Annotated in this window: 15 protein-coding genes; 10 read left to right on the top strand and 5 right to left on the bottom strand. The window is 38.8% G+C overall.

The annotated features are described in order from the left end of the window. Positions 1-532 precede the first annotated feature (532 nt). A complete protein-coding gene (locus ACFIJ8_RS00680; protein WP_375638627.1) occupies positions 533-1,273 on the top strand; it encodes a BA14K family protein in 741 nt (246 codons plus the stop codon). Positions 1,274-1,338: 65 nt separating this feature from the next. On the opposite strand, the gene ACFIJ8_RS00685 is transcribed toward ACFIJ8_RS00680, so the two are convergent. Next, positions 1,339-1,989 carry an MBL fold metallo-hydrolase gene (locus ACFIJ8_RS00685; RefSeq protein ID WP_375638629.1) on the bottom strand — a complete coding sequence of 217 codons (651 nt, stop codon included), beginning with the start codon at positions 1,987-1,989 and terminating at the stop codon, positions 1,339-1,341. A gap of 142 nt (positions 1,990-2,131) precedes the next feature. Between ACFIJ8_RS00685 and ACFIJ8_RS00690 the strand changes: the two genes are divergently transcribed. Continuing rightward, positions 2,132-2,836, top strand: a complete 705-nt coding sequence (locus ACFIJ8_RS00690; RefSeq protein ID WP_273788373.1) for a response regulator — start codon at positions 2,132-2,134, stop codon at positions 2,834-2,836. Positions 2,837-2,844: 8 nt separating this feature from the next. Further along, positions 2,845-4,185, top strand: a complete 1,341-nt coding sequence (locus ACFIJ8_RS00695) for an ATP-binding protein (protein ID WP_375628147.1) — start codon at positions 2,845-2,847, stop codon at positions 4,183-4,185. 45 nt (positions 4,186-4,230) lie between these two features. Here the strand turns inward: ACFIJ8_RS00695 and ACFIJ8_RS00700 are convergent, their stop codons facing one another. Together ACFIJ8_RS00700 and ACFIJ8_RS00705 are read right to left on the bottom strand one after the other, a co-directional pair. Then, positions 4,231-4,731 (bottom strand): YbjN domain-containing protein, encoded by a 501-nt coding sequence (locus ACFIJ8_RS00700; RefSeq protein WP_012754893.1) that lies wholly within the window; start codon positions 4,729-4,731, stop codon positions 4,231-4,233. A gap of 381 nt (positions 4,732-5,112) precedes the next feature. Further along, positions 5,113-5,382: an accessory factor UbiK family protein gene (locus ACFIJ8_RS00705; RefSeq protein ID WP_012754892.1), complete on the bottom strand. Its 270-nt coding sequence runs from the start codon at positions 5,380-5,382 to the stop codon at positions 5,113-5,115. 302 nt (positions 5,383-5,684) lie between these two features. On the opposite strand from ACFIJ8_RS00705, the gene lgt reads away from it, so the two are divergent. The 4 genes from lgt to ACFIJ8_RS00725 all read left to right on the top strand — a co-directional run bounded on the left by lgt (position 5,685) and on the right by ACFIJ8_RS00725 (position 9,926). Further along, positions 5,685-6,563: a prolipoprotein diacylglyceryl transferase gene (gene lgt, locus ACFIJ8_RS00710; RefSeq protein WP_273788375.1), complete on the top strand. Its 879-nt coding sequence runs from the start codon at positions 5,685-5,687 to the stop codon at positions 6,561-6,563. Then, positions 6,538-7,617, top strand: a complete 1,080-nt coding sequence (locus ACFIJ8_RS00715) for a class I SAM-dependent methyltransferase (protein ID WP_375638632.1) — start codon at positions 6,538-6,540, stop codon at positions 7,615-7,617. The genes lgt and ACFIJ8_RS00715 overlap by 26 nt, the downstream gene beginning before the upstream one ends. Before the next feature lie 102 nt (positions 7,618-7,719). Continuing rightward, entirely contained in the window at positions 7,720-8,511 is a 792-nt protein-coding gene (gene pgeF, locus ACFIJ8_RS00720; RefSeq protein ID WP_375638634.1) for a peptidoglycan editing factor PgeF, read from the top strand. Positions 8,512-8,993: 482 nt separating this feature from the next. Beyond that, positions 8,994-9,926: a ribose-phosphate pyrophosphokinase gene (locus tag ACFIJ8_RS00725; protein ID WP_012754888.1), complete on the top strand. Its 933-nt coding sequence runs from the start codon at positions 8,994-8,996 to the stop codon at positions 9,924-9,926. Here the strand turns inward: ACFIJ8_RS00725 and ACFIJ8_RS00730 are convergent. Beyond that, complete coding sequence (locus ACFIJ8_RS00730; RefSeq protein ID WP_375638636.1) at positions 9,923-11,422, bottom strand: helicase HerA domain-containing protein; 1,500 nt, start codon at positions 11,420-11,422, stop codon at positions 9,923-9,925. The genes ACFIJ8_RS00725 and ACFIJ8_RS00730 overlap by 4 nt on opposite strands. Before the next feature lie 292 nt (positions 11,423-11,714). On the opposite strand from ACFIJ8_RS00730, the gene ACFIJ8_RS00735 reads away from it, so the two are divergent. Then, complete coding sequence (locus ACFIJ8_RS00735; protein WP_273788379.1) at positions 11,715-12,344, top strand: 50S ribosomal protein L25/general stress protein Ctc; 630 nt, start codon at positions 11,715-11,717, stop codon at positions 12,342-12,344. Between the two features lie 76 nt (positions 12,345-12,420). Further along, on the top strand, positions 12,421-13,002 hold the full coding sequence (pth, locus tag ACFIJ8_RS00740; protein WP_012754885.1) for an aminoacyl-tRNA hydrolase: 582 nt from the start codon (positions 12,421-12,423) through the stop codon (positions 13,000-13,002). A gap of 241 nt (positions 13,003-13,243) precedes the next feature. Here pth and ACFIJ8_RS00745 read toward each other — a convergent pair whose 3' ends face one another. Then, positions 13,244-13,987, bottom strand: a complete 744-nt coding sequence (locus ACFIJ8_RS00745; protein WP_375638638.1) for a L,D-transpeptidase — start codon at positions 13,985-13,987, stop codon at positions 13,244-13,246. Positions 13,988-14,251: 264 nt separating this feature from the next. Between ACFIJ8_RS00745 and ychF the strand changes: the two genes are divergently transcribed. Next, positions 14,252-15,355 carry a redox-regulated ATPase YchF gene (gene ychF, locus ACFIJ8_RS00750; RefSeq protein WP_375638640.1) on the top strand — a complete coding sequence of 368 codons (1,104 nt, stop codon included), beginning with the start codon at positions 14,252-14,254 and terminating at the stop codon, positions 15,353-15,355. Positions 15,356-15,410 lie beyond the last annotated feature (55 nt).

A 15,410-nucleotide genomic window follows, 5' to 3' on the forward strand; every position in this document is an offset into this window, starting at 1 on the left:
AATTTCCAAACTCTAAAAAAGCAGACAAATTTAAAGAAAATGTCTTATATATATCAAAAATATCATAAAATATATTATATTTATACATTTATAATCTGATATAGAACTCAAATATTATTTATCATTACAAGAGAATATTCAAATAGGACACTGTTCTATAAAACAAATAAAGTAAAACAAGACTTTATCATAGCACCATAAGCTTATGATAAAAAATGATAACTTTTATTCATACACCTATTATTCAATTTATATTGTATCAAGTGATACAAAACGTATCCCTAAATAAAGAGTTTATATTCCATAGTAAAAAATCGGGGACTCTTACTACAAACTTATTAATTAACCTCAAGCAGAGTACATTAATTGAAATCAAAATTCTGTCATGATTTTATTTTACTGTACTCACGATAGGTTTAACTAAATGAATTTTCATTTGTTTTGTCACAATAAAGTCCAAAATTATTCAGGCTCTATTCAGTTTGAAACGTATAGGATGTGAAAAATACGGATTTACACAAGGAGCATCATTATGAAAAAGGTGATCAAGCTAGCGGTATTATCAGCAATGTCAACTGCAACCGTTTTCATGCCGCTAAATGCAACGCTTGCGGATATGGCATGGAACTTTACTCACTCTATCACGAGAGAAACAGATGATATGATGAGGAAGATGCGTAAAGAAGCAGATGATGCGATAAGGGAAATGGATAAGGAAATTGATATCTTGCGTTCCAGTTTTTCTCGCTCCCGTTGTTCTGATAGAAAACGTGGCTTTTTTCCTGATGATTTCCAAAAATTTATGGATGATTTCGACGGCTGTTCTAATGACAACGACAAAAGCAAGAAACAACAACAACAACATCATCATCATCATCATCATCAACATCATCATCATCATCATCATCATCATGTTGAAAACAAAACATATCATCACATTGAGCGCGAAAAAACAAAACACAGTAATATTCATATAGACAACTCAGGTGATGCTTTAGCGGTGGGTATTCTTGGTACAATTTTAAAAAAATCAGAACAGCCACAGGTGGTTTATCAAATAGTACCACAAAATCAGGTAGTTTATCAAAAAGTTCCGCAAAATCAAAGAGTTTATCAAGTGCAGCAAACGGTGGCATATAAGCCACTCCAGCAATCATTAGAATCTGATTGGCTTAACTATTGCAAGAAAAAATACCGTTCCTTCAATCCTAAAACAGGAACTTTTCGAGACCGTAATGGTTTGGAACACATTTGTTATGCCCCAATAAATTAACTTCTCTTCTACTAAAAAAGTCTTAAATGGCACAAAAAAACGCTTCAAAGCGTTTTTTTGTTTGCTCATATATTAAAATCTTGAAGAAAAGGATTATTTTGGCGCTCATAGCCTATGCTACTTTTAGGACCATGCCCACAGATAAAACAAACATCATCGCCTAAGGGTAAAACTTTTTCTCGAAGAGATTGCATCAATTTTTCATGAGAACAGAAGGGGAAATCAGTGCGTCCAATAGAACCACGAAAGAGCACATCACCCAAGAGAGCTAAGCGTTCTTTTTCATTGAAATAAATAACATGACCAGGAGAATGTCCTGGGGTGTGAAAAACCTTAAACACATGTCCAGCAAAATGAACGCACTCACCATCTTCTAACCATTGGTCAGGAATACAGATGCATGCATCAGTGATGCCGTAATTTTTTGCGCTTTCGCTCACGGCATCCATCACAGGCTTATCATCGCGATGTGAACCGATAATTTTTACATTAAGCGCCTCTTTCGCTTGCATTGCTGCTCCCACATGATCAAAATGACCATGTGTTATCCAAATAGCCTCAACGATAACGCCATTCTTTTCGATTACGTCTTGAATCCGCGGCCAATCACCACCGGGATCAACGAGAACCCCCGTTTTACATTCACTATCAAAAAGCAAAGTGCAATTTTGTTGGAATGTCGTAACTGGAATAATATGTATATTAAGACTACCCATAATATCCTTTTCAAAAATAACTTTTTTAAATTTATAAATAAAACTTTCTCTCCTTTAAGGTAAAGGTGCTGCTCGACAGCTTTATACAACTTATGTAAACTTGCATTTTGTGTAAACTAAATTTTTGTCAAGGTTTTTAAGAATGTCCGATCATGTTCAAGTTTTGTGTGATGACGCACCTCACCTTCTTGTGATTGATGACGACACTCGTATCCGCAATCTTTTATTTCAGTTTCTCATTAAAAATGGATTTCGTGTTTCAGTTTCAGCCAATGCTAATGAAGCAAGACGACTGTTGGCAAGTTTAGATTTTGATCTTCTTATTGTTGATGTCATGATGCCTGGTGAAAACGGTATTGATCTTACTCATTCACTCCGCCAAACAAAGGATGTTCCTATCTTCATGCTAACAGCTTTATCAGAAATAGACAATCGTATCCATGGCTTAGAAGCAGGTGCAGATGATTATCTTGCTAAGCCTTTTGATCCTCGTGAGCTTCTCCTTCGTATCAATGCCATTTTACGGCGTGGCTTTCCCCCTCACCAACCAAAAATCGAGCAAATCGTTTTTGGACCTTATATATTTTCAATTTCACGGCGCGAACTCAAAAAAGGGGGAGAAGTTATTAAATTAACAGATAAAGAACAAGAAATGATGGTCATTTTTGCCGAAAATGCAGGCGATACAATTCCGCGCCATAAATTCGCGGCCGATGACAGCAATATAAATGAACGTGCCATTGATGTACAGATCAACCGCCTTCGTCGTAAAATCGAAAAAAACCCAGCACTGCCTATATGGCTCCAAACCGTGCGAGGAATAGGGTACAAACTCTCTATTGAATAGGCACAAGAATGATCAAGCCTTTAAGATTTTTTCTTCGATGGTTAACGAAAAAAATGCCTAAACGGCTTTATGCTCGCTCTTTGATCATTATTATCGCTCCCATGGTACTTCTGCAAACAGTCATTGCTTATGTCTTTATGGAACGCCATTGGCAAATGGTAACCGAGCGTCTTTCAATGGCTGTCGTGCATGACATTTCAGCCATTATTGATATTCTTGAAACATATCCACAACAAGATAACTATGAAGATATCAAGCGTATTGCACAACAACGCATGGGATTAAACATTTCTATCCTACCCCCTTCCCCTCTTCCCCCTCCAGGACCTAAGCCATTTTTTGCAATTCTTGACTATTTTTTAAGTGAAGAAATCACCCGCCAAATTAACCGTCCCTTCTGGATCGATACCGTAGGAGATTCTGATCTTGTTGAAATCCGTATCCACCTTGGTCACAACATCTTACGCGTCTTTGCTCCACGCAGCCAAGCCTACGCTTCCAATACTGCTATTTTTTTAAGCTGGATGGTAGGAACAGCTCTTGTTTTATTGCTGATAGCAATATACTTTTTGCGCAATCAAATTAAACCTATTCAACAATTAGCTGAAGCAGCAGAAAGCTTTGGACGCGGTCGTCCTTTACCAAAAGGATTTCAACCACAAGGAGCTGATGAAGTCCGTCGTGCTGGCATTGCTTTTTTACGTATGCGAGAACGTATTGAACGCCAAATCGAACAACGCACCATGATGCTCTCAGGAGTAAGTCATGATTTAAGAACCATTCTTACACGCTTTAAACTTCAGCTAGCATTAGTAAATACTGACTTTGATATTAAACCGCTTGAGCAAGATGTAAGTGACATGCAAAATATGTTAGAAGATTATCTTGCTTTTGCTCGTGGTGAAGGAAGTGAAAGTGTCAAGACTTTTGATTTAAATGCTCTTATGCAAAAATTCTCCGCCGATGCTCATCTTCACAAACGTCAATTTTCTTACACCATTGAAGGTCCTACAGAAATACAAGTACGTCCCCGTGCTTTCACACGCTTGGTCAGCAATCTTGTATCAAATGCATTTTGTTACGGCACAACCGTTAAACTAACAGCTAACTCTCAACAAGAATCTTTTATATTGATAATCGATGATAATGGACCTGGAATTCATGAAAATATGCGTACAGAAGTTTTTAAGCCATTCTTTCGACTTGATAAAGCGCGAAATCAAGATGCAAGTGGAACAGGACTTGGTCTTTCTATTGCTCAAGACATAGCACGCAGCCATGGTGGCAATATACAATTAGATGAAAGCCCACTTGGGGGATTACGCGCTATCATCGATATCCCCCTATGAGCAATATTTCAGCAAACCATCTGTAAAAATAACAGACTGTGTATTTTAGGCATTCCCTACAGTTTCAAACAAAGTGTACTGCAGTGCCTTGTAAGCACTTTCTCCCGACAAAGCAACCATCTGAAATGCAACATAATGGCTTTCACAGACTTTAAGTGCATGTATCAACAATGTTTCAACCTGTATATGAGATGGATGCATCCCACCAGCCAAAAGAAGACCTTGCCGATAAATAACTGAATTATTCCTTTGCCAGTAATCAAAATGTCCCAACAACAACTTTTCATTAATTGCTAGCAATAAGCGCTGTATTTCAGCTGTTCGAGCATTTTTAATAGAGAGATCAAACGAACAAGCCAAATGAAGTGCTTCATGCTCTTCCATCCATGAAAAAGCAAGACGATAATTTGCGCGCTTTCCTTCCACACAAACGCTAATTTCATCTTGCGCATCCCGCTCAAACGACCAATCATATTCACAGGCAATCTGTTCGATAAAGTCAACAGGGTGCTCTTTTCTCTCTGTGGCGCAAAATGCAAGCCTCATCACAATCCTCAATCATCTTAAAAACATTGTCAACAGAATATAAACCGCCTAAACTGTAACAATATTTTGCTACAATCAGGACCTTTACAACAAACAAATACACATAAAAACATCGACAGTACACAAACACCCAGAACACAATCGCGCTGTTTAGGGCAACCTGATAGTCATAAAACGAATCATCAAGTCTTTTCAGTGTATTGATACAATTTCATAGCGCCAGCCCCCCTGATTCAAAAAAATGTATTTTACCCAAAAAAAAATCAAAAATAAACAAATGCTCCGCCCTAACAGACTCAAGATTAAGCATTTTTTATTTTCACGCATCATATTGAAAAATTGGGGATATTTTTTTGAAGATTCTTTTTTTAAGAAACTATCTTACTTTTTTGTGTCTGCGTTTTTTAAATCATCTTTTTTTAAATCATCAAGGCGCCTTTTCAAATCAGCATTATCAGCATGGATTTTCAGCACCATCTCCTTAAAAGTCTCAAACTCTTCGCGAGAAACAAGATCAAGTTTGTTTGCTATCTTTTCAGCCTGCACACGAAAAGCTGTTCCAGCTTCACGTCGTATACCTTGCGCGACGTCAGCAGCATCTGTTGCTAATTTTGCTAATTCATCAAGAATACGATTTGATCCATTACGCATAACATTTTTCCTTAAATTTTAATTATTGACGCACGCATTATAGCGTATTCTCATAACATTTAGATACTGTAATTTGTTCCTTTTACCCTATATTTTATATACTGTGCAGATTTTTCATGACGATTTTTTAAGATTTTTTAATATTTCTTTTATCACCATTTTTTTACCGCGATAAACCAGTGGAAATCTATCCCCCTTTCTGACTAGCCTCCCTACTGACTTGACCATTGCGCATTCATCTGTCATTTCTGACCATTAGAGTCACTTCATATTCATCTCGTATAATGTAAGATGCTTAATTCATGAACAATCTGTCTTGTCCAGCCATTGCTTTTCCGTCTTTTCTTGATCCTGTCATTATCCAGCTAGGTCCCATAGCACTTCATTGGTATGGACTTGGTTACGTGGTGGGTATTCTTTTTGCTTGGTGGTATGCGCAAAAATTATTAAAAAAAACATCTCTATGGTATAGAGACCACCCTCCTATGGATAAAGAAAAGATCGGAGATTTTGTTGTCTGGTCTGCCATAAGTGTTGTTGTCGGAGGGCGTTTAGGACAAGTTCTTGTATGGGATCCCATTTACTATTTTAACCATCCAAGTGCTATCATTGCCGTATGGGATGGGGGAATGTCCTTTCATGGCGGACTTATTGGTATTATCATTGCTATGATCTGGTTTGCCCGTAAAAATCATATTAACATACGGGCCATGTTTGATATCATTGCTGCAGGTGCTCCTATTGGTATCGGCATTGTACGAATTTGCAACTTCATTAACCAAGAGTTATGGGGCAATATTACTACACGTCCTTGGGCTGTTTGTTTTCCTCTCGATCCTCACTATCTACCGCGCCATCCAAGCCAACTTTACGAAGCTTTCATGGAAGGATTTCTTCTCTTCATCATCTTATGCCTTATCACTTTTGCCTTCAAAGCATTAAAGCGCCCTGGAGCTGTTGCAGGAACATTTATTATAGGCTACGCAGTAGCGCGCAGCATTTCTGAAGTTTACCGTGCGCCTCAAGAAGATCCAGAATGGTTTTCGACTCTTTTCCATTCTACTGGTTTTACCTATGGCATGGCTTTATCTCTTCCCATGCTTCTTTTAGGGTTTTATCTTCTTCTCCATGCCTTTAAATATAAATCGACAGAAAATGGCCAATCTAAAAGAAAAAATTAAAGAAATTATTGCCCTTAATGGACCAATCACTGTTAGCCAATATATGACGTTGGCACTTACAGATCCTCAATTTGGTTATTATCAAACACAAACACCTTTTGGACGTACCGGTGATTTCATTACAGCACCTGAAATAAGCCAATTATTTGGAGAAATGATCGGGATTTGGGCTCTCGCAAGCTGGAACGCTCATGGTTCTCCTCGCCCTTTTATCCTCGCTGAAATAGGTCCAGGACGTGGAACTCTCATGGATGATGTTTTGCGTACCATTCAAAAATTATCCACGACAGCATTTGAATCTGCTGAAGTTTTTCTCCTTGAAATAAGTAAAAAGCTTGCAGAAGAACAAAAAAAGCGCCTTTCCTCCTATCAAAAACAAATCCATAGCATTGAAAGTTTTGATCAAATCCCCCCAAAACCACTCTTCTTAATAGCTAATGAATTTCTCGATACACTCCCTATCAACCAATATATTAAAGTCAATGGAGAATGGAAAGAGCGCTGCATTACAGTCAATCAAGATGGAGATCTCATCTTTATTGCTGCCCCGCATAAACTTCCCTCTTCTTATCTACAAACCTATTGTTCTAAAGTGCCTGACGGAACAATTTTTGAATATGCCCCCTTACGGCATCAATTCATGCAACAAATCAGCCACCATTTAGTGCAAGTGACAGGTTCTGCTTTGCTCATTGATTATGGTGCTGCTGATCTTGCATTTGGCGATACCTTGCAAGCACTGTCAAAACATAGATTTCGTGATATTTTTGATGCCCCTGGTGAACATGATTTAACATCCCATGTTGATTTTTCTTTTTTAAAAAACATAGCCCTTGAACAAGGTTGTTTTGCTGAAATCTTCGAGCAAGGAGATTTTCTTTTAAAAATGGGGCTACTGGAGCGCGCAAAACAGCTTGGAGTTGGCAAAAGTGCTCCTTTGCAAGACAAAATCCGCCAGGACATCGAACGGCTCGCTGGTCAAGATCAAATGGGAAAATTATTTAAAGTTTTACATTTCAGTGATAAAAACATCTCCATACCTCCCCAATTTTGATGATCGGCGCTTTTGTCAATAAGCACATCATTATCTGAAATATTCATTGACAAATATGAACATCTCCACCCTCACTTCAAATAATCTCCATAAGGAACTTTTATGAAATCTATCCCTCATCCCATTCTTGCAAAAAATCTTTCTACTTTACAACCCCATGGGATAGAACATGGTTTTTTTACTCGTCAAGGTGGTGTTTCAAAAAGCCTTTACCAAAGCCTTAATGTTGGCCAAAGCTCAAATGATCACCCTGAACATATTACACAAAACCGCACTTTGGTCGCTCATTATTTTGATGTTGAGGTACAAAATTTAGTCACTGTCAATCAAATACACTCTTGTGAAGTCGTTGTCGTTGATAAAGCTTTTATCGGCTCCCCTCCTAAAGCCGATGCTCTCGTTACCACCACACAAGAACTCGTAATCGGCATTCTTACAGCAGATTGCGGACCCATTCTGTTTGCTGATCCACAAGCAGGTGTCATCGCTGCAACTCATGCTGGCTGGCGCGGAAGTTTAAATGGAATTATCGAGAAAACAATTGCTGTTATGGAAAAACAAGGAGCCAAAAGACAATCAATAACAGCAGTCCTTGGACCTTGTATTGGTCCTTATCACTACGAAGTAACAAGTGAATTTTACGACCAATTTATTGATTGCCACTGCAAATACCAAAAATATTTTATAAAAACAGACAAAATAAATCACTTTTACTTTAATCTGTGGGCATTCATTATGAATCAACTCATCGAAGCAGGCGTTAATGCTTCTTGTGTAGAGCTTTGCACCTACAAGGATGAAAAGCGTTTTTTCTCCTATCGCCGTGCAATACACCGCAGCGAACCTGATTACGGACGGCAAATTTCTGCTATTATGCTAAAAAATAAAAGATGATCCTCTTTTATGCTTTAAAACAATACCAAAACTGCAAAACTAAACTTTTTACCCAAATGTAAAAATAAATCCCATTGTACTTTGCTTTGCTTTTTTACAAAATTATTTACCAGCCCATAAAATATGATAGCTTTTGCTCTGAATCATTTTCAATGTTTGGTTATAATGATTGAAGGCAAGATGATACTCCTCTTTATTTACTCCCCTTCATTCATCTTAAATATGAAACATTCCCCATATTGAAAGCATTTTTTTATAAAGTAATAACCAAAAAGCTTAATCAATACGTATTTCTTTGCCTCATGGAGAAAAAACTTTGCTCTAAAAGAAACAAACTTTTGGAAAAAGAGAAAACATACCGCATAGCTCTTTAACAATAATCGATAAAATTGTAAGGCTTTTGTAATTGTTCTCTTGCAATTTAATAAAAAGAAATTAAAAACCGTGTCGCATTCCCACCATGATAATTCAGAGGTTCTACTATGAAACTTTTCTGCGGAAATTCTAATCCACGCCTAGCTGAAGATGTTGCAAATTATTTGAACATCCCCTTAGGAAAAGCCACCGTAAAACGTTTCGCTGATCAAGAGATTTTCGTAGAATTGCATGAAAATGTGCGTGGACAGGATGTGTTTGTTTTGCAATCTACATCCTATCCAGCCAATGATCACTTGATGGAATTACTCATCATGATTGATGCGCTTCGTCGTTCTTCGGCACGTCGCATCACAGCTGTTATCCCTTATTTTGGCTATGCCCGCCAAGACCGTAAACCTGGTCCGCGTACTCCCATTTCCGCAAAACTTGTTGCCAACCTGATTACTGAAGCAGGGGCCCATCGTGTTTTAACATTGGACCTTCATGCAGGACAAATTCAAGGTTTTTTTGATATCCCTACGGATAATCTTTATGCTGTTCCCGTCATTTCTCGCGATGTCAAAGTGCATTATTCTCTTGAAAATGTTATTGTTGTTTCACCTGATGTGGGTGGTGTTGTACGCGCACGCTCGCTCGCCAAGCGTTTGAACAGTTTGCTTGCTATTGTAGATAAACGTCGTGAACGTCCCGGTGAATCAGAGGTTATGAATATCATTGGAGATGTATCGGGAAAAGATTGCCTTTTGCTTGATGATATTGTTGATTCAGGTGGAACTTTATGCAATGCAGCAAGTGCTCTGCTTAAACATGGTGCCAATAGTGTCACGGCTTATATCACGCACGGTGTTCTTTCTGGTAATGCAATCGAACGAATTACCAATTCAGAGATGAAAGAATTGGTTATTACAGATTCAATTATGCCAACACAAGCTATTGAGAAAGCCCATAATATTCGTGTTTTGCCCATTGCCGACCTTATTGGGGAAGCAATTGCAAGGACAGCAGCAGAACAATCGGTTTCCAGCTTATTTGGTTAAAGGGGTTCCTTGGGATCTCCTGGTGCTGTTTCAACACCAAGATTAGGAAATGCAACAATACGTTGGCCACTAAAATGCGTATGAATAACAATAAGGCCACGCTCTTCAAAGTAGGTTAAAAGTCGGCGTGCACGGCTTAAAGAATGAGTCCCATAAAGACGTGCTAAAAATGCATCGGATGGACATGGCTTTCCCCCTAATGCAGCCTGTGCTACATTCAAGAAGACTCCTTGGACATCTTCTTCTAAACTTTCTGATATCTGCAAAATATGTTTCCAATGTTCACTGACAGCCGTTTGTTCATCAACAAAAGCCTGAGCAATAGCCAATTTACGCCGAAATTGTGAAAGATTAAAAGGAACCTTTGACATACCATGGATACGACAACGAACTGAAAAATCTTGATAAAGCACCGCTGTTGAACGATAAAAAGCCTCAGAATCCTCAAGAATTTCCCGAATAATATGTTCTGCTTGGCCGTCACACTCAACATCAGAAAGTTCAGGAAATAAACTCGGGGTTTCTTCCAACAACTCTTGTTTTTTATGCACTACCTCCTCTAACATCTCGTGCATTGATTTTTCCCTCATCGGCTCTCGTGTTTGTTTAAATGGCTTTAAAATTTCCTCTGGTGAAGCAGTAAAAACGAGCTCTTGCACATCATCCCGCTCTGTTGGAAGTGGCATTAATTTAGGGCTAGAAGAGCGTGCCAAAGTTTCAACAGAACCGATAATGATTGGTAAGGGACGTCGTGATAAAGCGGGACCTAAAGCTATAAAATTCCCCCGCTCAAGATCTCTAAACATTTCCGCTTGGCGGCGCTCCATTCCCAAAAGATCAGCAGCGCGCACCATATCAATATCTAAAAAAGTCCGCCCTATTAAGAAGTTTGAAGCTTCAGCAGCAACATTTTTGGCCAACTTAGCCAAACGTTGTGTCGCAATAACACCAGCAAGACCACGTTTACGCCCTCGACACATAAGATTGGTCATAGCACTAAGAGAAATCTTACGTGCTTCATCAGAAACTTCTCCTGCCGCAGTTGGAGCAAACAATTGTGCTTCATCGACAACGACAAGCATAGGATACCAATAATCACGTTCCACATCAAACAGTGCCCCAAGAAAAGCCCCTACAGCACGCATCTGTTGTTCAGTATCCAAACCTTCAAGATTAAATACCACTGAAACCCGATGTTGTCGAATGCGATGGGCAATACGAGTCAATTCTAATTCACTACGTTGAGCCTCTACAATAACATGACCAAATTTATCTGCCAAAGTTACAAAATCGCCTTCTGGATCAATTACACAATGCTGCACCCACTTAGCACTTTGCTCCAAAAGACGGCGTAAAAGATGTGATTTCCCTGAACCGGAATTACCTTGTACAAGAAGACGTGTCGCCAATAATTCTTCCAGATCAAGAAGTGCTGGCATCGATTTATGCAAAGCACGACTCTCTGACATCTCACCCAAGGCAATCTCAACCTTCATAACATCTCCAGTGTTTGATTTTGAACATATCAGTGTCAGCGCATATTGGCTGATTCTCCATCCACACCGTAATTTGTAACATTTCCTCCTTTTTAACGGTAGAAATCATCGATTTTTCCCACAACTCTTGCATCTATGAATAGTTTGAATTATAGAACAAACTTCTGTGTAGACACCCTTGGAGGCAACGCAGAATGGAGCGATCGCTGTTGATTAGCGCATATCTTCATATCCATGCAAAAACTATTACTGTTTTTGAAGGATCTCCAATCATGTAAAAAGGACTTAAATTATGAGCAAAAGCTACACTCTTAAGGCCGAAAAACGCGAGCGGGTTGGTAAGGGGTCCTCCCGTGAACTTCGCCGCAACGGTCTTATTCCTGCTGTCATTTATGGTGAAAAACAACCTCCTTTGGCAATAACAGTTCCCTATAAAGAAATTTTCTACAAAATTCATGCCGGTGGCTTTCGTACCACCATTGCAACGATTATTCTTGACAAGCAAAAAATTATGGTTTTGCCAAAAGATTATCAATTAGATCCCGTGCGTGACTTTCCCCTCCATGTAGATTTCTTACGCATTTCAGCAAAATCCGTTGTAGAAGTGAATATTCCTGTCCACTTCCTCAATGAAGATACAGCACCTGGACTTAAAAAGGGTGGTGTCCTCAATATTGTTCGGCACGAAATTGAATGTACGGCTCCAGCAAGTGCTATTCCTGAAGCTATTGAAATTGATCTCGCCAGCTACTCTATTGGTGATTCTATTCACATTTCAGCAGTGCAACTGCCAAAAGATGTGACTCCCATCATCCAAGATCGAGATTTTACCATTGCAACCATTGCAGCTCCTGCTGGCATGGATGTCAGTGATGAAACTTCTGAACAAGAAGATGATGAAGAAGACACGCAAACTTCATAAAACTCAAAAGGCGGGAATTTTTTCCGCCTTAATTTATGAGACATTACCCTTACTCATACTTTGACTGAAGATACACATGTGGCTTATTGCTGGTCTTGGCAATCCTGGTTTACAATATCAAAATAACCGCCATAATATCGGTTTTATGGCTGTTGATGCCATCTATCAGTCCTTCTCTTTTTCTCCATGGTCGAAGAAGTTTCAAGCAGAAATCTCTAATGGTTTCATAAATAATGAGAAAATTTTTCTTATAAAACCGCAAACTTTCATGAATCTCTCTGGTCAAGCTATCGGTGAAGCTTTGCGATTTTATAAATTAGATCTGAAGAATTTGATCATCATTTATGATGAGTTAGACCTGTCACCAGGAAAAGTTCGTATAAAAATTGGTGGAGGAAATAATGGGCATAATGGTATTAAGTCTATTGATGCCCATTGTGGTACTAACTATTGTCGTATACGCATAGGAATTGGTCATCCTGGAAGCAAAGAACTTGTTCATCAACATGTTCTGGGAAATTTTGCCAAATCTGATCAAGAATGGTTATCCCCTCTCTTAGAGACAATTGCAAAAAATATCGCTCTCCTTATAAAAGATGATAAATCCCTCTTTATGAATGAAATTTCACAAACGATAAAAAACAATCAAAACCATTGACTTGCGTATCACAGTCGCGTGAAGCATATGGATAAGAACTCTTGAAAAAAGAAAAAAATGCCTCTTATACACTTTCTCAAAGGCAAAATCTGTTGGCAACCTGAGAAGATAGAAAAAAATAAGAATACAAGCTTGTATACACTTTTGAAAAAGAAAGGCTTATATTCTCTTTTGAGAGAAAGAGAAGATTGAACAGCAAACCAAAATACTCAAACGGCTCTCTCCAATCTTCTCCCCCAAATTAAAAAAATTCATTTGGCTGAATGGTCGACTGTAGCGGATCATAGCCATTTGATTGTTGACTATAAACTGTAGGAATACTCCTATTGTTTTGTAAGACCACAACACGCGAACCAACGGGAACACGATCATAAAGATCAATAATATCTTGATTAAGCAAACGAATACATCCACTTGAAATAGCACGCCCAATTGACCACGATTCGTGTGAGCCATGAATACGGAAAAGTGTATCTTTCCCATTTTTGAACAAATAAAGTGCCCGCGCACCTAATGGATTATCGGGTCCTGGTGGCATTCCTTTCCCAAGATGACCATAACGTTCTGGTTCTCGAGCCATCATAGCTGCAGTAGGAGCCCAATTTGGCCACCGACGCTTGCGCTGTACAACCCCTTCACCTTCAAATGCTAAACCTTCCTTACCGACCCCAATCCCATAACGCAAAGCCTTTCCATTTTCACCAATAAGGTAAAGAAAACACTCTTGCGTATCTATAACCAATGTTCCAGGTGGATAAGATGTATAATAAATCACTTCTTGTCGCCAAAACTTTGGATCAATTGTCGCAAGATCAACAGCAGGTAACAAATAGGTTTCATTCGTTACAGGACCATACAAAGCCTGTATTTCTGGTGGAATGTATCGAACTTGTTGAAAAGGAACCGATGACATATCTGACTGATGCGTAGCACATCCAGCTAAAGCCAAAAGTGCTGCAATTAAAAAGGCACAACGAGATAACACTCTTCTATTTTCTCCGATTAATTATTTATGCAGATTTGCATACCATGAAAAACTTAGCACATTATTAACATTAATTCGAAGTTTTCTTATCCTTGAGACTAAGGAGAGCATTAAGATAAGAAGAACTAAGGTAAAAAAGCAGATTATCTGTTACTTTAGACTTTTTTCTCACTTATCGCAACACAAAGACTATAACTCTTCTGAAAATATGCTATAAAAAAGGAGCTATCTTGACTATAAAATCAAAAGAAAAGAAAGACTCTCATGGGCTTTAAATGCGGTATTGTCGGATTACCTAATGTTGGGAAATCAACTCTTTTTAATGCATTAACAAAAACAGCCACTGCACAGGCTGCCAATTATCCTTTTTGTACCATTGAACCCAATACCGGTGAAGTTGCCGTTCCAGATTTACGAATGGAAAAAATTGCATCAATCGCTGGTTCAAAAGAAATAATTCCTACACGCATTAACTTCGTCGATATTGCGGGGCTTGTACGAGGAGCTTCAAAAGGCGAAGGTTTAGGAAACAAATTTTTAGCCAATATTCGCGAAGTCGATGCCATTGTTCACGTTTTACGCTGTTTTCAAAATGAAGATATTACCCATGTAGAAGGACGTATTGATCCTGTTTCTGATGCCACAACCGTGGAAACCGAACTCATGCTTGCCGATCTTGAGAGCCTTGAGCGACGAATCGTACAAATCCGTAAACGTGCAACCGGAAAAGACAAAGAAGCTCTCACAATTTTACCCATTATGGAAAAAGCATTAAACATACTGCAACAGGGAGCCCCTGTCCGGTTATTACTCAAAGATATCTCTTCCGATGAACACCACATTCTTAAGAGTTTAAATCTTTTAACCTCCAAGCCTGTACTTTATGTTTGTAACGTAAGCGAAAATGACGCCGCTCATGGAAATAGCTTTACCCAAACAGTTGAAAAAATGGCAACAGAGCAAAATGCGCAAAGCATTATCATTTCTGCTTCTATCGAAGCGGAAATCACACAACTGAGCGATGCTGAAGCATCAGAATATCTCAATGCTCTAGGACTCTTTGAACCAAGTTTAAATCGCCTTATTCGTGCTGGTTACCATTTACTTGATCTCATCACTTACTTCACCTGTGGGCCTAAGGAAACACGAGCATGGACAATTACGCGTGGTACAAAAGCTCCCCAAGCAGCTGGCGTTATTCACTCAGATTTTGAGCGCGGTTTCATTCGTGCCCAAACCATCAGCTACAATGACTATATTGCTCTGGGTGGAGAAAGCGGTGCAAAAGAAGCAGGAAAAGCCCGCGATGAAGGAAAAGAATACATTGTGCAAGATGGCGATGTCATGTTATTTAAACATAATACTTAAATCCTCACTCTGTCTTAATAGTTTATCTTGAAAACTTTGTAATAGGTCCTTGGAA

The sequence above is a fragment of the Bartonella sp. MF74HXZ genome (assembly GCF_042194445.1).
In the GTDB taxonomy this organism is placed as follows: Bacteria; Pseudomonadota; Alphaproteobacteria; order Rhizobiales; family Rhizobiaceae; genus Bartonella; species Bartonella grahamii.